This window comes from Methanogenium sp. MK-MG, from assembly GCF_009914725.1.
Classification (GTDB): Archaea; Halobacteriota; Methanomicrobia; order Methanomicrobiales; family Methanomicrobiaceae; genus Methanogenium.
Genome location: NZ_JAAAWJ010000019.1, coordinates 14,230 through 32,459, shown reverse-complemented (window position 1 = coordinate 32,459; position 18,230 = coordinate 14,230). Strand labels below are relative to the sequence as shown.

Genomic DNA, 18,230 nt, shown 5'->3' with positions numbered 1-18,230 from the left:
GGGGACAAACAGATGGTCTGAAGGAAACCCGGGCATGTTTGCTCTGCCACCAAATAGGACAGGCAGCTGAAAGATTCACTGCTCTATTAACAGCATTACTGACCTTCCCTCAGACCCCATACCTCTTTTCTCAGATAATCACATTGCACGGGAGCTGCAGCCATCCTGATGTTCAGCAGCACCCGGTAAAAATGTGACCACCAGGTTATTTATCCGAGCACCCGATACTGCGAATGCAGCGGCCCGGGCCATGGCTTTGTTTTCATGAAGAGAAACACATTTCCCTTCACAGCAGGATAGTCTACTCATTTATAGCAGGTGAATCGGTTCATGGCGCTTTTTGATAATTTATTCGGACAGGGGAACCAGAATCCCTGGATTGAAAAAGGGAAAAATCACTTTACTCAGGGCAGGTATGAAGAGGCTGCCCGGGATCTGGGGAAGGCCCTTGAAATATCTGACGACGCAGCAACCCGCTATCTCCGGGGAGAGGCGCTCTTTTACCTCGGGGAGCCGCTGCAGGCTGCACGGGAATTCCGGGCCTGCGTGGAGAAGAACCCGGAGGACATCGCCGGGTGGGAGTCATTTGGCGAGGCCCTGATACGCACCGGCGATTATACCGAGGCGCTGAAGTGCTACGACACCGTCACCGCCCAACGGCCGGATGCACTGAACGGGTGGCTCAAAAAGACCGACTGCCTTGAACGCCTTGCCCGCTACACCGATGCAGCAGCGGCCGCCGAGAGAGCACTCTCACTCGAACCGGGTGACCGGGCCCTCCGCGAGCGGGCGGCACGGCTGCACCTGCGGGCCGGCAACACGGCAGACGCACTCACCCATCTCACCCAGGTGCTGAAGTTCAGCCCGGATAATGCCGAACTGCTCACCCTCATCGGTGACGCCCAGGAACGGGCAGGCAGGCGAAAAGAGGCGGCAGATACCTATGCACGGGTCCTCGAAGTGAACGGAGATTCGGTTGACGTTGCAATGCGGTTTGCAGCACTCTGTGAATCCCTCGGGCGGTTTGGAGATGCAGCTGAGGCCTACCGCAGGGCCGCGATGGTCATGCCGGAGAATCCGGTAGCAGGATACTACCGGGCCGCCTCCCTCTTCTGGAAAGGAGACTTCCGTGAATGTGCGCAGTCGCTCGATATCGTGGTTAAGAAGAACCCCGGGGATGTCCAGGCCTGGTACCTGATGGGTGCCTCCCTGGAGCACATCGGCGAGTACCGGCGGGCGGCAGACTGTTTTGAGGCAATGCTCCGCGTCGACCAGACAAACAGCCTGGCCTGGTATCACCGCGGCATCTGCCTGTCCGGCCTGGGCCAGTATGACGAGGCATATAAATGCCTTGGAAAGGTCACGGACAGCGGCAATGACGGAGCAGTCTCATGGATCAGCACAGAAGCTGAACTCAGCCTCTTTTCCAGTGACAAACGAAATAAGGGTGCCCGGCCGATGGACATTGATGTCCGGACAAATGCCCTTACCGCTCTGCAGGCAGATGCACTCGTGCATCTTGGGCGTGAACGCGAGGCCCTCACCCTGTATTCACGCCTCATCGATGCAGACCGTGGAGACCTCAGTATATGGCGCCGGAAAGGTGAGGCACTCATGCAGATCGGTGACTATGCACGGGCAATTGAGGTATTCACCCATGTGACAGCCGCTGAAGCAGATGACTGGAGATCCGTCATCCTTCTGGGCGACGCCTGCCTGCACACCGGCAACACGGAACAGGCCGCAGCACACTATTCCGCGGCCATTCAGGCAGGAGTCACAGACCAGCATGCACACAGGAAACTGGGAATCATCTACCAGACATCCGGTGAGCACGAAAAGGCCCTTGCCGTGTTCGACAGTATACTGGAAGAGCACCCGGACGATCCGGGCATTCTCGCTTTAAAGGGCAGCTCCCTCCTTGAGATGGGGCAGTATGAGGCAGCTCTCGGTGCCCTTGAATTGGTTGACGCAAAGAATGGCACCGATCTTGTGATCAAGCGCCAGATGGCTTCTGCACAGGAATATTTAGGCAGATACCGTGAGGCGCTGCAGGTCATCGAAGAAGCGCGTGCCATTGCACCTGCTGATATCAGCCTGCTTGCCCAAAAGGCATCATTGCTGGAGAAGGCGGGCGAACTGGAGGAGGCAGCCGGAGTGTATGTTCAGGTCGTTGAGGCCGAACCGGGACGGGCAGGGGCATCCCTGCGGCTCGGCGAGTCCCTTGCATCCCTTGGCAAGTATGATGAGGCAATCTTCTTCTTCCAGCGATCCCTTGAACGCAACCAGGAGAATACGGATGCCTGGATTGCCCTCGGACAGACCTATCTGCGCAAAGGAGAGATGGAAGAGGCACGGAAATGTCTCATATCCGCTGCTAAGTCCCGGCCCTCAGATCCGGCGGTGCACTACGAAGCCGGAAGAGCCGGACTCGCCCTCGGGAATACAGACGAGGCGCTGGAGTCCTTTGATACCGTACTCGGTCTGAAGCCGGACCACGCACCGGCCCTCAGGGAACGGGCCGCAACCCTGCTTGCGACCGGCCGGGCGGCAGAAGCAGTGGACGGGTTTTCTGCCTATCTCACGATTGTCCCCGGCGACAATACCGCACGCACGCTCCGTGCCCGTGCCTATGAGAAGGCGGGCCGGTTCGCAGACGCCGCAGCAGCATACCAGGAGGTGCTGGCCGTCAACAGTCATGATACCGACAGCCGGCTCTCTCTTGCAGCATGCCTGCTCATCACGGGTGAGTATGCAGGGGTCGCTGATGTGACAGAGAAGATCACAGCAATCGATCCTGTTAACCGCCAGGCATGGGAGTATCAGGCTTCAGCCCTGGAACGGCTCGGCCGCTACGAAGAGGCGGCCCGTGCCTACCGGACAGCCCTCTCATCCGGCGAAGGGAATGTTCTGATGCAGATGCAACTCGGCAGCACAATGATGCATTCCGGCGACTATGCCGGGGCCGCCATAGTCTTCTCGGAGGCGGCGGCAGCAGAGCCGGACCGGGCAGAACTGCAGTATCTCATCAGCAGGGCGGCCCTTGCAGCAGGAGACCTGAAAGGTGCCCTCTCAGCAGCCGAGGCATTCAGAGACGCAGAACCGAACTCGGCCTATGCCCGTTTTTTAACAGGAGTCCTCTATGAACGCACCGGCAGAATTGACGAGGCGGTTACTGCCATCCAGTCAGCGATTGAGGCAGACCGTAAAAACGCTACATACTGGGCAGCGCTCGGGGCTGTCCTCATGACAGCAGGGAAGTACCAGGATGCAGGAAAGGCGTTTGACCAGCTCACCGTTCTCCAGGGAGAGACGGCTGCCACATGGTACGGAAAAGGGCGGGCGCTTGCAGAGACGGGTCGGCATGAACAGGCGATCACCTGCTTTGAGGAGGCAGTCAAAGCAAACCCGGCAGATGACGCATCGCGCTCCCGCCTGGCTGCGGCATACATGGCCGTCGGACGCTACAAAGAGGCGGCAGAATGTCTGAACACACTCTCTTCTCAGGAAAGAGAGAATCTCTGACTTTTTTCATCCCGGAAAGGCCGCACAGCACACCCGGATGATATAATGGAGATCGCGACACTGAACAATCGGCCTGTTTTTTTCGTAAATGACCATTGATTTATCAGTTTACACCGGAATTACTGCCATTCTGCAATAATTTTAAATATATTTAAGAGATAGAGCTACATACCCTGAAACGAGGCAATTATTATGGGAATAGGAGATAATCTTGGAGAGTCCTTTGAGTATACAAAGGAGGCCCTTATCGGGAAATGGGTCAGATGGATCCTGCTTGTCATCATCAGTATCATTCCGATTGTGAGCTTTATCGCGAATGGCTACATCATCCGGGTGCTGCGGGGCATAAAACCGGCACCTGAGCTGGAAGACTACGGACAGCTCTTTGTCGACGGGCTGCTGTATACGGTCATCTCATTCATATGGATGATTCCTGCATTCATTGTTGGCATGATTCTCGTCGGCGGGTCAGTCATTGCACTGGCGTCTGCCCCCGATACCGTGGGTGCGGCGGCAGTGGCAGGCATGGGTCTCGGCTTCCTGGTCACATTCATCGTCGCCATCCTCTGTAGTCTGTTTGCCACCATCGGCATCGTCCGGTTTGCACGGACGGAGAAATTCGGCGAGGCGTTTGCATTCGGTGAAATCAAAGATAAGATTGGAGATATCGGCTGGGCCAACTACATCATCGCACTCATCGTGCTCGGTATTGTGATGTTCATCATCGCATTCATCCTGGCAATCCTGGTTATGATCCCGATCCTTGGATGGATTCTTCTGTTTGCCGCGATACCGTTCCTGAACATCTTCTCGGCACGGTTCATCTGCAACCTCTACGACAGTGCAGACACAGCCTGAAATATAAAACTCCCCTCCTTTTTATTATATTTTTCCGCCGCTCAGGGCCGGGATGATGCATTACTCTCACAGAAAGTGACTGTCCCTGAACGAGTAACCAGACTCTCCCGAAGATACAGAGAAATAATGCCGTCGGGATGCAGAACGGATTGCCAATTTTCGCAATAAATAACCTTTGATTTATCTTTTAAGCCATAATTGCTGATATTCAGGGATAATATTATATATTTTTAAGAGATAGAGCTACATACCCTGAAATAAGGTGATAAATTATGGGAATAGGAGATAATTTTGGCGAATCCTTTGAGTATACAAAGGAAGCTCTTGTCGGAAAATGGGTAAGGTGGATCCTGCTTATAATCATCAGCATCATTCCGATTGTGAACTTTATCCTGTATGGCTACACCATCCGGGTGCTGCGGGGCATAAAACCGGCACCTGAGCTGGAAGACTATGTGCAGCTCTTCATTGACGGGCTGTTGTATATGGTAATCTCGATTATATGGATGATTCCTGCGATCATTGTTGGCATGATTCTCGTCGGCGGATCGGTCATTGCAATGGTATCCGCCCCCGATACCATGGGTCTGGCAGGAGTGGCAGGCATGGGCATCGGCCTTCTGGTCACTTTCATCGTCGCCATCCTCTGCAGCCTGTTTGCCACCATCGGCATCGTCCGGTTTGCACGGACGGAAAAGTTCGGCGAGGCATTCGCATTTGGTGAGATCAAAGATAAGATCGGAGATATCGGCTGGGTCAACTACATCATCGCACTCATCGTGCTTGGCATTGTGGTTTCCATCATCTACTTTGTTCTCGCAATCATCCCGATCATCGGATGGCTGTTCATGTTCATCGCCATGCCGTTTTTGGTTATCTTCTCGTCGCGGTACATCTGCAACCTCTACGACAGTGCAGGCACAGCCTGAAATTTTAAAAAAACTCCTCATTTTTTTCCCGCTCTACAAACCAAAAGGGTGCCATGCTCATGCACAAAGCATCCGGTTTCATCCGGGGAGAGAGCCTGCAGATCAATAAAAATATCAGGCACGGTTTTCGATGCAAAAAACTACAAAACGGACCCATTCTTCAGGTATCGTGTAATTGCTGGTGAAAATAGCATCGGGACTGGCCGGTACATCCATCCCAAGAACAGCGGGAATACCTGTCATCATCGCATGGGCCGCCCGCCTCCCGGCATCAGCGGGCAACAGTCCCCATGCCACTTCATCGGCGATATGCAGAAGGGAGGCGGTGGCCGCTACGAGTACCGGGTTTATTGCCCACTCCCGGAGTGCTGCGATGAACTCCTCCCTGTTGTGCTCACCGGGGAGTGCGGCGGCTACCTCCCGGAAATCCTCTTCCCCGATGCCAAACCGTTCGAGCCTGACCAGCATGTTCTGCTGGCTCTCAGGGCAGAGATCGGTCTGCCGGGCCAGTGCGTTTCGGGTCGCCTCCCTGACGCACCGGGCGATGAGTTCTCCCAGTGTTGCGTGTTTACCGGCATTGGTGAGGCAGAGCGGATGTGAAGGGTCGCTTACAACGGTGATCATATCGGTCCCTGACCCGGTGGCAATGCCCGTTGAGTAGCAGGACGGCGCCATCAGTTCCTGGAGCACAGTTGCCTTCGCCTCAGCGGCCGTCATCACCACACGGGTCATGGTCTCCGGCGGGAGAGAGGCACTGATGAGGAGGAGGGTATTGATGGTGCCTCCAAGATCACCGAAGTCACCGTTCTCTTCGTAAAACGAGGCCGGGTCACCGGCACGCCCGCCGTTCACCTCGATGCCGCCGGTGACGATTGCAGTCACCGTGAGTGCCCGGAAGGTATGTGTGGCAACAGCGGCGTTGCACATATCCGCCTTCGTGAGCATCCCGGTTGACCGGTCGGGGTCAAAACCAAGACGAACTGCCGTAAGGCGCAGGTATGCGTCAATGCTCCCCCCTTCCAGTGTATCCGACCGGCAGGCCGGCTCTGAAAGCTGGTGGTTGAAGACCATACGGATGCCTTCACAGTAACCGCCATTCAGCCACGATGTGGAGAGCACCGCCCGTCCCGGCGGCAGGACGGCAACGATGCTCGTTCCGTCACAGTATACCCGATCCCCCCCTGCTGTTTCACAGAGCACGTCCTTTGTCTCTCTCTTCCCGTTTTTTGTCATGATACACCGGACAGGTTCTTGTCAGTACTCTGGATGGATGACAGATAAATCCGGCTACCCTGCTCCAGTAGAATACATCCCTTTCCCGAAACATCCGGTCATCTGCCAGGCGATAAAAAAGAACAGCTCTCCCGGGCGAACCAAAACGGGAGACGGGGGCCATGTGGCCTTACCAGAAGCGGGTTCTTGAGACCGCGAGGGCCTCAACGGCGGGCAGGGTCCTGCCGGTTAAAAACTGGATGCAGGCACCGCCGCCGGTGGATATGTGGGAGAATTTCTTATCAATACCCATCGATTCGATGACTGCCGCCGTGTGGCCGCCGCCCACCACTGAGAATTCTGCGGCTGAGGCGGCCCGCAGTATTTCATTGGTGCCGATGGCAAAGAGAGGGTCTTCAAAGACACCGGCAGGCCCGTTTAAGACCACCGTGCCCGATTCACGGATGATGTCTGTTAAGGGACCGATGGAGTCAAGACCGCAGTCAAGGACAGGGAGGTCAGGTATGGCCGTCACCGGACATTCATTGCGTGAGTCGCCGTCACGGACCGCGACCGTCTCCGGCAAAACGACCCGGTCCCCGTATGCAGCGAGAATCTCCCGGGCCTTCTCCACCTCTGAGAGGTAGCCAAGCTTACAAAGGAGATCTTCGGAGGGTGACCCGATACTGATGCCCTGTGCCTTAAAGAAGACATTGGCGACCACGCCGACCGCAATCACCCGGTCTGCGATGCCGCCTGAGAGGACGTTTGCCGCCACATCGAGGGAATCATCCACCTTGGTGCCGCCGAGGACAAAGGTCACCGGCCCCGGTGCCCCGGTGAGGACCCGTGAGAGGGTGGCAATCTCTTTTTCCATCAGGAGCCCGGCCACGGCAGGCATCGCCCGCGGCAGGCCGACGATGGTCGGCTGTGACCGGTGGGCAGTGCCGAACGCATCGTTCACATAGAGGCTGCCCATCGCAGAGAGGTTGCGCACCAGATGCGTCCCGAGTGCGTCCTCTCCCGACATCTTCAGATTCTCTTCGGCATTGAACCTGACATTCTCAAGCATCAAAACGTCGCCTGTTTCCATCTTTGCCACTGCCTCGCGGGCACAACGCCCGAAGATGTCATCCACATAGGTGACCGGGCGGCCGATGAGGCGTTCCAGCCGTGCGGCATGGGCCTCCAGCGTGGTAAAGTCCTTCTTCTGCGGCCGGGACTGGTGGGTGATGACCACACACTTTGCATCACCCAGCGCCTGCACCGTCGGTGCATGTTCCCGGAACCGTTTATCGTCAAGGATAATATTGGAGGCAGGGTCAATAGGGGAATTAAAATCGACACGCAGGAGGACGGTTTCGCCGGCGGTTTCCGTTTCAGTGAGCGTTGCGAATTTCATATTATATTACACCTGGAAGCACGAAAGAGAACAGACGATTCTCTGTATGGGTTATCATTTACACCGGATTTGCAATATTGGTTTCTCATAGGGAAGATGGACAGAAGATCCATCGCCGGTCACCTCGCCCCATACCGCCGGACATGCTCCCAGGCCCGGTGGCAGCCTTCCGCACCGGCACGGTTTCGATAGATTCCGGTATCCTCCCGGTGGTAATGCGCCCGATCCTCACCCACCGGACATACCTTGATACAGACGCCGCATGGGGCCAGGTAATGCTTCTCAAGCGTCTGGCTGTAGCCGGCGCAAGTCGCCTTTTCGGTCAGACCGTCCGGGTAATCGTCTTCACTGAGCGCCTGCACCGGGCACTGTTCGACACACTGCATGCACCGGGTGCAGAGCTGCCCCTCCATCACCTGATCGCCCGGCAGCGGTGCTGCCGTGAGGATGGATCCAAACCGGACACGCGGACCGTATTGCGGGGTGAGCAGCATATTATTGACACCAAAGTTCCCGAGTCCGGCAAGATATGCCGCATGCCGGTGCGAGAAGAAGGAAACAGGTTTGTCCACCAGCACACTCACATGCCCATAGCCGTCACGGGGGACAGATACAGATGGATACCCCTGCCCGTTGAGGAACTCTGCCAGCCGGTAGGTATACTGGTCAAGGAGGCTGTTGATGGTCCGGTACTCTTCGCGGTACCAGACGGAAGGCGAGGTTTCGAGAGCAGGGAGGTGCACGGGAAGGCCAATAACAATAACAGACTGCGTCTCAGGCCAGATGGAACGGGGATAGAATGCCTCCGGCATGTCGCGATTCAGGAGGGGGTCTTCCCACCGGCAGACATCGGCAATGCCAAAGAGGGGAATACCCATCTCCCGGCATTTAGTCTGTATCTTCTGCTTCAGGTCATCTGTCATACGCAAAACCAGCACTCTTCTTTTCTTACCTCTACGGAGAAAATATCTTCCTTTCTTATGATCCGCACAGACGGGAAGGAGAACGGCAGCACAGATACTTTTGCAGAATACGGATTGGAGAACGTATACCACACAGAACAGGGCAGAAAAACAGAGCCAAAGCTCTGATCAAAATAATAAGGAAAATTTGGTTAATACTGATATGAATCAGTATCTGGGTTTTCTGTGCTTTGGGAAGCAGTCGTTGCAGTACACAGGTCTTCCCTCTGTAGGCCTGAACGGAACTTCACATTCCTTTCCGCAGTCTGCGCAGGTTGCCTTATGCATTTCACGTGGACCACCATAGGAGCGCTCTCCGCCCCGGTAATTGCTTCTGTCGTTCATGAGATAAACTCAGATAAGTAAATGTTGTATGAGATAATAGTCATTCGCATTGCATCCTTCTTTGACGCAACAACGGAGAATCGTCAGAAGACAGATAATATGGACCGAAATACACTAAAATGGCAGAATCCTCCCTCAGCCGAACAGTATTTTGCCAGAAATATTTCACGGCCGTCGCCATGTAGCGGCGCGGGCTGATGCTGCACACCTGCGGCCCGGCGAAACAGGTTGCATTCATCCCCGCAAGGCGGCCTGCCACACATCCCTCAGCAATATGACCGGGGCATACCACTCCCGGCCGGGATAATATTTGTGCAATACCGACCAAGTACATGCGACAGGAGATACGGGTAACAGTTTTCTGCAGCACCCGCACGGCAGAGCATGCCCGTCATCTCCACTACCTGAATATAAGAGGCTAAAAAATAATGAAAAATACAGATACACCCGGACAGACGGGAGGAAAGGAACTGCACCCGATTGAAGATAAATTTGAAAAAGGCCTCTGGAGCATCCGGTATATCGTGCTTCTGGGTGTCCTCTTCGGGGCACTCTCGGCCATTGCACTCTTTGTGGCAGGCTCACTCGAGATCTATAACACGCTCATCGATTTCATCTTCCCATCTGACATACACGTCGGCCACGAAGAGATTCTGATTGCAATCATCGGCGCGATTGACTTCTACCTGATCGCCCTTGTACTGTTGATCTTCACCTTCGGCACCTATGAACTCTTCATCTCCAAGATTGATATCGCCCATGAAGAAGGGGAGTTCGCCAATATCCTTGAGATAAAAAGCCTCGATGACCTCAAAAACAAGATCGTGAAGGTGATCATCATGGTCCTCATCGTGAATTTCTTCCAGCGGATTCTCTCAATGGAGTTTTCCACTGCCTATGACATGCTTGCAATGGCAATCTCCATCTGTGTGATCTGTGTGGGTGTGTACTTCCTCGGGAAACATGCCTGACTGATCCTTTTTTTTAATTCCGGCCAGGCCAAAAGACTGAAGTGATGCCATACTGATCATTCTGTAATGATCTCTGCCTCATCCCCTGCGTTTGTCCTCGTCTTTCCGGTGCTCATGCAGGGCCTGACAACGGCCGTCATTGGTGCCATCCTCTATGCGGCCCTCTCCCGCATCCCTTCGGGGGGATGGGTGAAGGCAGGCATTTCCCTTTCATGTGCGATTGCCGGGGCAGTCAGCTTTGCTGCGATGGGGAATATTTACGGGATGGGGCCTGCCACGCTCTTTGCCAGGATTATTCTCATCGTCTCAGGGCCGCTTGTCATCCTGACACCAATCTTCATTCTTGAAGAACAGGAAGACTACACCCCGTATGCAGGCATTCTGACCGTGATTGCCGCACTCTTCTGTGCGGCAGCAACCGCTGGGCTCATCCGGGTTCTGAACATCACCGCATTTCTCAGCGCCGGTGCACCCGCTTTCTCCCCGGCTGTTATGTACCTCATATCTTTTGCCATCATGGTAGGCGTGCACATCGTCCTCGGGGCAGAGTTCTTCATCTTCGCCTGTATGGTGCAGCGGAGAAGGGACGAGAAACGGGGGGAGATAACAGCGGAGTAAACGGCATCCGGTTGAGCAACGCTTAAATAATCCCCAAAATGGCATTAAATCCAAAAAAACGCATCCACACAGAGGGCCGGAGCGGCCCTTTCTCAACCGGAGACAACCCGTAGGTCCTCCCAAAATATCCGCCAATAGCGGCCGCTCAATAGTCCGCAATTAACCGTATTTTCAGCAAATAAAAGGCATTACAGCGGTGTTTTTCCGGCAGTAAAAATGAGCAGAAAATACGCCCGTTTTGCCCGCCATTTTCCCAAAACGATGATTCAAAGAGGGTGAAAAAATAGTGCAGAGACCGCCTCACCACGAGCACCCCGCCAAAACAGTGAAATGTCTCTGCACCGATCCGGATGCACTGCATCCCACATACATGGGCACTGCAGACGTTGCCGATGGAACCATCAGTCAGACAGAAAATAATCACCCACCTGCAATCAAAGACGGAAACGATTCAGCGCAATCTGAGATCGTGGACACCCGCAGCCTGGCTCATGTATGTTGCCATCATCCCCCTCATACTGATCGTGATCGGGTGCCTCTCTCCGGATGTGAAATACGCATACTTCATCCTCGATACCACCGCACCACACTGGCCGGCCATCATACTGAGTTCATATACCCACTCAGACATCAGCCATATCGCGAACAATATCGGGTTATACCTTCTTGCCCTGATGATGATCTTCGTCTTCTGCACCAACCCGAAACTGCTGCATGATGCGTCCGTGATCATTCTTGTTGTCGTTCCTTTCATCACGTCTGCAATGACCCTGCACCTCTCAGCAGCCCTTGGGCAGGGACTTCATTCCCAGGGATTCTCTGCGATTGCCTATGCCTATGCTGCCCTCGGACTCTATGCATTCGTATGCTGGGTCATGCCTGACGTACATACCCCGCCGTCCGGAGACGAATCATCACAGCCGTATCCGCCCGGAGATATCGTGACGTTATTCCTGATCATGGCTGGCGTCGTCCTTGTACTGACCTACGGACTCTCAACAGGAGGGCTTACCACCCCTGACGGGAGTCTTGTGAACGGACCTGCCCATGTCACAGGATTTTTCGCAGGAATTATCATCGTATCACTGGTGGACCTCAGACTCAAAACCAATGATGTAAGAATCAATCATCTCTTCATTCTCTGCAGCATCGCCATGATACTCCCGTACCTTCTGGTGCTATACAGTAGCTGACGGAGAGAGGGAGGACCAATTATTCCACTACCGGCCCGGAACCACCAAGAATAAGTATATTGGCAAGGAAACACTCCGCCATGATGCGAAAAACTTTTGCAGTTCTTCTTTCAGCCGCACTTCTTGTTTCAATGGCGGCTGCAATGGGAGGAGAAACAATCGGTGGAGATGTCGGATATTACCAGGTAAATGCAGGTATCGACGGAGCAGACGTCACCTTTGACAATGACTTCAAGGGCACAACCGGCGAGGACGGCAGCCTTACGGTTGACGTCTATGTAACCGGCACCCCATACACCACCTACACCGTGGAGAAGCAGGGATATGAGACCTACTCCGGCAAAATAACCAAGTACCCGGCAGCAGGCGAAATAGTTCAGCTCTCCGCAAACATGGAGCCACAGCTCATCGGCGGCGACATGGGTTATTACAAGATCACGACCAATGTCGTCGGGGCAAACGTCTACTTTGACAATGACTTCAAGGGCACAACCGGTGAGGACAGCAGTCTTACGGTTGACATCTACGTAACCGGCACCCCCTACACCACCTACAGGGTGGAGATGCCCGGATACACCACCTACACCGGAAAAATAACCGATTACCCGGCAGCAGGCGAAATTGTCCAGCTCTCCGCTGACCTTGTGATGATACCGGTGACCGCAATGCCGACCGAACCGACACAGAGCCCATTCCCGATTGCAGGGATCTTCGGACTGGCAGCTCTCGGTGCCTTTGCTCTCTCACGAAGAGAGTAACACCACTTATCTTTTCTTTTTAGCGCAGCACCGTCTGCCGTATTTCCCCGTTTCACCGACCGGCAGTGAAAGGTGATCGGGAGACGGACGGAGACAGGGGAATAACCCTTAAAAGACCGTCATAGGACATTTTACCGCAATTTCTGACATTTCATGTCAATGAATGTACCATTACTTTTGGTTGTCTGAACCAGTCGGTAAATACGCATTTCACGCGAAAACGGGAGAAGTCATTATATATAAATAATACATTTCTACCCGCAGGTGTTTGCATGAAAGAGACGCAGACAAATGTAGTCGCTACAGAGAGGTCCTCGTGATGAACCCGCCTGCCATACACGGACACTTCGTTGTGGTTCTGCTCATATTCCTGCTCTGCTGCGGGAATGGTAGTGCATCAGATGATCTTGAGGAGGAATTCTTTTTTTCAGAGATTGAAAAGGCACTGGATTTGCATGATAAAGGCAGGACCGATTCTGCAGTCCGGCTGATAGACGATGCTTCCGAGACCTATCTGCATACGAACTGGAGCTATTACGTCTGTGGATACATCATCTCATATATGGGGGAAGATGAACGGGCACTCCCACATTTTGACAAAGCGCTTGAAGTTGATCCCACCTATGCCAGAGCATGGTACTACAAAGGCAAATCTCTCTCCGGTCTGGGCAGGACACAGGAAGCAGAGGCATGTTTTCTGCGTGCAGAAGAGCTTGACCCGCAATACCAGATCCCCTGGACAGATAAATGGCCTATCAGTGTTATTTTCAGGAATATGATACCGATTTATATGGCTCTTACATTTGGATTGCTGGGCATCTATATCATCAGACGGGAACGTTTGCTGCGACGATGACAATTTCCTACACGCATGTGCCACCGGTGGACAGAGGCATGGTATGAAGGCGCCGGAGATAGTCAGGGATGCATTCAGATTTGTCCGCGGACTCTTCCGCCTTCCACAGAGAGAGGTCACTCGTCTCGACTCCCGGGATCTCTCGTTCTTTCTGAAGTATCTGCGACCGGTCATGAAGCTCGGCATTCTCTGCATTCTCTTCAGCATACTGCTCAGTGCAGTAAAGGTGCTCTATCCTCTGACGACAAAGATTCTGATCGATTATATCTTTCTTGGCAAAGACCCTGCGGGTGTCATTGAGGAACTGACGGCCCTCCTTCCGGCATGGATTGCCGAACAGATATCATGGGTCTTTTACTCACTTACCGCGTTCATTATCGCGCTGCTCCTGCTTGGCGTCCTCACCGTTGTGTTTCAGATTTTTAAGAGCTATGTGACCGTCCGTTTCAGGGAAGCCTATACCTTTCATCTCCAGACCGATCTATTCGGTCATGTGCTCCGGTTTCCCATCACGTACTTTCGTTCCCGTCAGACCGGCTATATCATGTCACGACTGACCGATGATGTGCATGTTCTGGAATATGTTTTTTCACAGTTTCTCCCCCAGATGCTCTCGAATATTACCTATATCGTCATGTCGGTCGGCATTCTCTTCGCCCTCAACACCAGGCTGACATGCCTTGTGATCCTGCTGGCCCCCCTCTTTTTGGTGGGTAATTTCTTTTTTGCCAGATATATCCGGGCGGTGACATATGAGGAGCGTGAGCGGCGGGCCGACATATCAAAGGATCTCCAGGAGATCATCTCAGGCATTGAGAGTGTCAAGGTCCACACCGCAGAGCGTCGTGAATACCAGCGCTTTTCATCATCCCTCTATGCAGCCATTGACACCCGCATCAGAAATACCATGCTGAACAGTCTCTCCCAGCAGGTCAGGTTCGGCACGCAGTCCCTTATTATGCTTGCTGTCCTCTGGTTCGGGGGAAACGCCGTTCTTTCAGGCAGCATGACGGTGGGGGATTTTGTGGCCTACACCGCCTATATCGCCACCTTCTCGGGAGCGATGAATTCGCTCTTATCCTTTCCCATCCTCCTGCAGCCGGCGTTCACCTCGGCCGAACGGATTCAGGAGCTGTTCAGGCTTGCACCCGAGGCGGATGATACCACAGGAATCATTCCCGAGAGCGTGGACGGGGCCATCACGTTTTCTGACGTCTCTTTTTCATATCAGGAGAGGACACCGGTGCTTTCCCATATCTCCCTCAGCCTGCGGCGTGGGGAAATTTGTGCCATTTCCGGGAGAACGGGTGCGGGAAAGACCACACTGACCAGTCTGATTCTGCGTCTCTACCACCCGGATGAAGGAACGATTCTGCTTGACGGGAGGGATATTACCACCCTAAACACGACGTGGCTCAGGGAGCAGATCTCGGTTGTTTCCCAGGATCTCTTTCTGTTCAACACAACGGTACGGGAAAATATTCTATACAGCAGACCGGATGCCACCGATGCGGAGGTGATTGCGGCGACACAGAAGGCACAGATTCATGACGAGATTCTGGCACTCAGCGAGGGGTATGAGACGATGGTCGGCGAACGGGGCACCCGGCTATCCGTAGGCCAGCGGCAGCGCATCTCCATCGCACGGGCGTTCCTGAAGGATGTCCCGATCCTCATCATGGACGAACCCACCTCTGCACTGGATGAACGAACTGAGCAGGCCATCATTCCTGTCCTTAAGGACCTCTCCGCATCCCGGACATCCATTCTTATTTCCCACCGGCCATCCCTTCTGGGGATTGCCGACCGTGTCTACACCATTACGGATGGAATGGTTCAGAAGGAGTGAATAGATGTGCCCGTTTCCCGTCAGGCTTCCAGCTCAGATATACTGAAACACCAGCATCCAGCGCCTGACATACGCCAGCGGCAGGCGCAGCCGTCCGTTTCCATGGGAGTATGTATGCATCGTATCGGCATGCGGGAAGACAAACCTGTATAGATATTTCATTTTACCGCGGGTATCGGGTATGCCACGAAGGGAGAGCCGGACTGATGCGGGAATCGACCCGGACCGTCTCATTGCGAGAGCCCATGCTCTTTCCTCGGTCAGACTTGGTTTTGGCCAGAGGGCGGTGTCCTGAACCTCCGGCGGAAGGGAGAGCCCGGTCCAGAACTCTGCCATTGAAACGGCCGATTCAAGAGAGAGACGGCAGTTGCGTTCCACACTCAGGGGCAGCAGTCGCTCCCATCCAACAACATCCGGGACCTGTCGGGACAGAAGTGCGATATCACAGATCCAGCTCAGGCGGGTAGCGCTGCAGTGCTGGCAGGCCATGTGGAAGGACTGGTAGAGGAGATGGTCTTCGACAGACAGAGTCGAGAAGGTGACATCATCCGATGTGACCCGGATCGAACGACAGAATATATCAGCCACCAGATTCTTTGGAGCCAGCCCGAATCCACAGTCAAGTCTCCAGTGCATCTCAATCACAAACGGCCCCCCTTCCGCTGCGGGGTAAAAGTTCTGGTGGTGGGCACTATGAGGTGACTGTTCTGCCGTCTTTGCCGGGCACGCATACCCCAGCGCTGCCATGATGCCTTCACAACGTTTCATATCCTCATAGCGAATCAGCAGATCAATATCGCTGCCCTGCCGCATGGCAGGGGACGGGTACACGGTTCGTGCAAGAGCCGGGCCTTTGAGCAGCAGCACCGGAATGCCTGCTGCCTCCAGTGCCTCAACCACCTGTTTAATCTGCCGACCCGCCCGGATGGTCTGTATCTCTGCATGCAGCCACAGATGATGCAGGGTGTTCATGACCTGATCCGGCGGACGGCACTCATCGGGCAGCTGCCGGATATGCCAGTAGAGGGCAGGGCTGATCCAGTGTGACCGGAGATACTGCAACAGCCTCTCCCACTCCTCTGCAGAAGCGTCCGGGGCCGGAGAGGATTCTTGCCGCAGCACCATCACCAGCCAGGTGATCATCGGGTCGGGAAGGGTCAGCAGCTCGTTCTCCACACTGCCCGCAAGACGGCAGCTCTCGTGAAGCTCGCGGGCCTGTGTAACGATATTATCAGAACTCATTCTGCCTCGGAGGCAGGCAATGCCCCACAATCAATAACCATCCGGTACGGCGGGTATATTTTCCATTCATCGCTTCCGGCCGGACGGTGTGCAACAGTCCTACCGCAGATGGTGGCATACTCTTCCCTGCCCGCGGGCCGTTCATATGCTGCGACCCGGACCCTGAGCCGGCCGCTGGTCCATCTGCTGATGATCCGGTGTTCGGATAAAAATGAGTATAATGGTTTTACGAATATAATGAGCCCTCTTTGCAGGGATTTGGTCTTCCCATGATATACCGCCTGCATCCTCCCCCTCGTTCCGTGATACACCCGTAACTGCTGTTTCCCCCGCGTTCCCGAAACGATTTTCCCCCGTATGTCCGCCTGGGTCAGGACATACGGGTCAGCTCTGCTATTGTTGTCACCGCGGGTCCGTATATTTCCCTGCTCCACTGCAGCTACACGATGGATCACCTGTATCGATTCCTGTGGGGACATGAAGACGATGACATCCCCTTTCATAAGTTCGGATAACAGCACCGGGGTGTATGCCAGCATATCGCCGGATTTAAATGTCGGATGCATACTCGGCCCGACATACCTGATGGAGATTTTTTCTCTCACAGCACGGCCTCTATCTCTTCCCAGAACCGGCCGTCCAGCGTCGCCCGGAGTTTATATGCGGGCATACTCCCCGCCATGCCACAGGCATTCTCAAAGACCTGCCGGCGCAGTGCCCGGCCCCGGTCAGTCTCCATACGACGATAGAAGATCCGCATCATCTGGTCGGCAGCACCGGCAATCCCCGCTGCCGCCTCACCGGTGCCCACCGGCACAACCCCGTCGGACTCTGCCTGTTCAAGAAAGAAGATGCCATGGAGCAGCACGTTCTGCTCAACCGTCCAGCGGTCGTCACAGGGCTCCCCATAGAAGAACCGGCTCCATGTCGGCAGCGGGTGGATGGCATAGCCACCAGACGGGTCCGGGACCACCAGACAGAGATCATCCGCCAGTGCTCTCCAGGGCGCAGGCACCCTCCCGGCACAGGTCGTCTTTCCGGTGCCACCCGGTGCGGCAATGGCAACGGCCTTTCCCTCATACTCCAGCAATGCGGCGTGAAGCGGCATACCGCCATGCAGGAGTGCAGAATTAAATATAAAAAAGAGCGACTGCGACATTTTTATGTGAGCGAGCACATCCGTTACGTCATCAGGCGGTTCCATCTCACAGTGAATATCATTTTTTTCCGGATGATACCAGAACGTTACTGACCGGAGGTCGTCATATTTCCAGTCTGCGGGCGGCTTTTGTGTGGCAAAGTGCAGATGGTGACAGACAGACGGAGCCGTGCAGGGCTCAAGACCCATGATCCGGGCGAATCTGTCCAGCCATGAGGAGAGTTCCGGCACTGAAGAGAGGAGCCAGCCCTCACCGTTCGCAAGGGTGATCTGATATCGGTTGTGTGACATGGCAGAACTGGTTACGGCAGGATGCGGCTTCAGGGTTAAACGGGTCACTATCCTGTTGAA

At 54.5% G+C, this 18,230-nt stretch carries 17 protein-coding genes; 10 read left to right on the top strand and 7 right to left on the bottom strand.

The features are described 5' to 3' along the window. From MKMG_RS11425 to MKMG_RS04765, 4 genes are all read left to right on the top strand, one after another. The coding region (locus MKMG_RS11425; protein WP_216842874.1) for a hypothetical protein at positions 1-197 on the top strand (197 nt) is incomplete at its 5' end. A 133-nt stretch (positions 198-330) separates the two neighbouring features. Next, positions 331-3,525, top strand: a complete 3,195-nt coding sequence (locus tag MKMG_RS04775) for a tetratricopeptide repeat protein (RefSeq protein WP_165076235.1) — start codon at positions 331-333, stop codon at positions 3,523-3,525. 192 nt (positions 3,526-3,717) lie between these two features. Next, positions 3,718-4,383, top strand: coding sequence for a DUF4013 domain-containing protein (locus MKMG_RS04770; RefSeq protein ID WP_165076234.1), 666 nt, complete (start codon positions 3,718-3,720; stop codon positions 4,381-4,383). Positions 4,384-4,655: 272 nt separating this feature from the next. Continuing rightward, positions 4,656-5,312 (top strand): DUF4013 domain-containing protein, encoded by a 657-nt coding sequence (locus MKMG_RS04765; protein WP_165076232.1) that lies wholly within the window; start codon positions 4,656-4,658, stop codon positions 5,310-5,312. A 114-nt stretch (positions 5,313-5,426) separates the two neighbouring features. Here the strand turns inward: MKMG_RS04765 and MKMG_RS04760 are convergent, their stop codons facing one another. The 4 genes from MKMG_RS04760 to MKMG_RS04745 all read right to left on the bottom strand — a co-directional run bounded on the left by MKMG_RS04760 (position 5,427) and on the right by MKMG_RS04745 (position 9,233). Beyond that, positions 5,427-6,545 (bottom strand): adenosylcobinamide amidohydrolase, encoded by a 1,119-nt coding sequence (locus tag MKMG_RS04760; RefSeq protein ID WP_165076231.1) that lies wholly within the window; start codon positions 6,543-6,545, stop codon positions 5,427-5,429. A gap of 169 nt (positions 6,546-6,714) precedes the next feature. Further along, positions 6,715-7,926 carry a phosphoglycerate kinase gene (locus tag MKMG_RS04755; protein WP_165076229.1) on the bottom strand — a complete coding sequence of 404 codons (1,212 nt, stop codon included), beginning with the start codon at positions 7,924-7,926 and terminating at the stop codon, positions 6,715-6,717. Positions 7,927-8,045: 119 nt separating this feature from the next. Next, complete coding sequence (locus tag MKMG_RS04750) at positions 8,046-8,849, bottom strand: 4Fe-4S binding protein (RefSeq protein WP_165076228.1); 804 nt, start codon at positions 8,847-8,849, stop codon at positions 8,046-8,048. 207 nt (positions 8,850-9,056) lie between these two features. After that, positions 9,057-9,233 carry a CxxC-x17-CxxC domain-containing protein gene (locus MKMG_RS04745; protein WP_165076227.1) on the bottom strand — a complete coding sequence of 59 codons (177 nt, stop codon included), beginning with the start codon at positions 9,231-9,233 and terminating at the stop codon, positions 9,057-9,059. Between the two features lie 428 nt (positions 9,234-9,661). Between MKMG_RS04745 and MKMG_RS04740 the strand changes: the two genes are divergently transcribed. From MKMG_RS04740 to MKMG_RS04715, 6 genes are all read left to right on the top strand, one after another. After that, positions 9,662-10,204 carry a YqhA family protein gene (locus MKMG_RS04740; RefSeq protein ID WP_165076225.1) on the top strand — a complete coding sequence of 181 codons (543 nt, stop codon included), beginning with the start codon at positions 9,662-9,664 and terminating at the stop codon, positions 10,202-10,204. 66 nt (positions 10,205-10,270) lie between these two features. Next, complete coding sequence (locus MKMG_RS04735) at positions 10,271-10,822, top strand: hypothetical protein (RefSeq protein WP_165076224.1); 552 nt, start codon at positions 10,271-10,273, stop codon at positions 10,820-10,822. Between the two features lie 392 nt (positions 10,823-11,214). Then, positions 11,215-12,015, top strand: a complete 801-nt coding sequence (locus MKMG_RS04730; RefSeq protein WP_165076222.1) for a hypothetical protein — start codon at positions 11,215-11,217, stop codon at positions 12,013-12,015. An 80-nt stretch (positions 12,016-12,095) separates the two neighbouring features. Beyond that, positions 12,096-12,773, top strand: a complete 678-nt coding sequence (locus MKMG_RS04725) for a hypothetical protein (RefSeq protein WP_254059086.1) — start codon at positions 12,096-12,098, stop codon at positions 12,771-12,773. Positions 12,774-13,041: 268 nt separating this feature from the next. Then, positions 13,042-13,629: a tetratricopeptide repeat protein gene (locus MKMG_RS04720; protein ID WP_165076221.1), complete on the top strand. Its 588-nt coding sequence runs from the start codon at positions 13,042-13,044 to the stop codon at positions 13,627-13,629. A 43-nt stretch (positions 13,630-13,672) separates the two neighbouring features. Beyond that, positions 13,673-15,478, top strand: coding sequence for an ABC transporter ATP-binding protein (locus tag MKMG_RS04715; RefSeq protein WP_165076219.1), 1,806 nt, complete (start codon positions 13,673-13,675; stop codon positions 15,476-15,478). Between the two features lie 33 nt (positions 15,479-15,511). Here the strand turns inward: MKMG_RS04715 and MKMG_RS04710 are convergent, their stop codons facing one another. Genes MKMG_RS04710 through scmC form a run of 3 tightly spaced genes read right to left on the bottom strand, consistent with a single transcriptional unit; the run spans position 15,512 to position 18,218 of the window. Beyond that, on the bottom strand, positions 15,512-16,720 hold the full coding sequence (locus MKMG_RS04710; protein WP_165076218.1) for a nucleotidyltransferase family protein: 1,209 nt from the start codon (positions 16,718-16,720) through the stop codon (positions 15,512-15,514). Next, on the bottom strand, positions 16,717-17,325 hold the full coding sequence (locus MKMG_RS04705) for a signal peptidase I (RefSeq protein ID WP_256366063.1): 609 nt from the start codon (positions 17,323-17,325) through the stop codon (positions 16,717-16,719). Before MKMG_RS04705 ends, MKMG_RS04710 begins: the two co-directional genes overlap by 4 nt. Then, positions 17,322-18,218 carry a SynChlorMet cassette protein ScmC gene (gene scmC, locus MKMG_RS04700; protein ID WP_165076215.1) on the bottom strand — a complete coding sequence of 299 codons (897 nt, stop codon included), beginning with the start codon at positions 18,216-18,218 and terminating at the stop codon, positions 17,322-17,324. Before scmC ends, MKMG_RS04705 begins: the two co-directional genes overlap by 4 nt. Between the last annotated feature and the right edge of the window lie 12 nt (positions 18,219-18,230).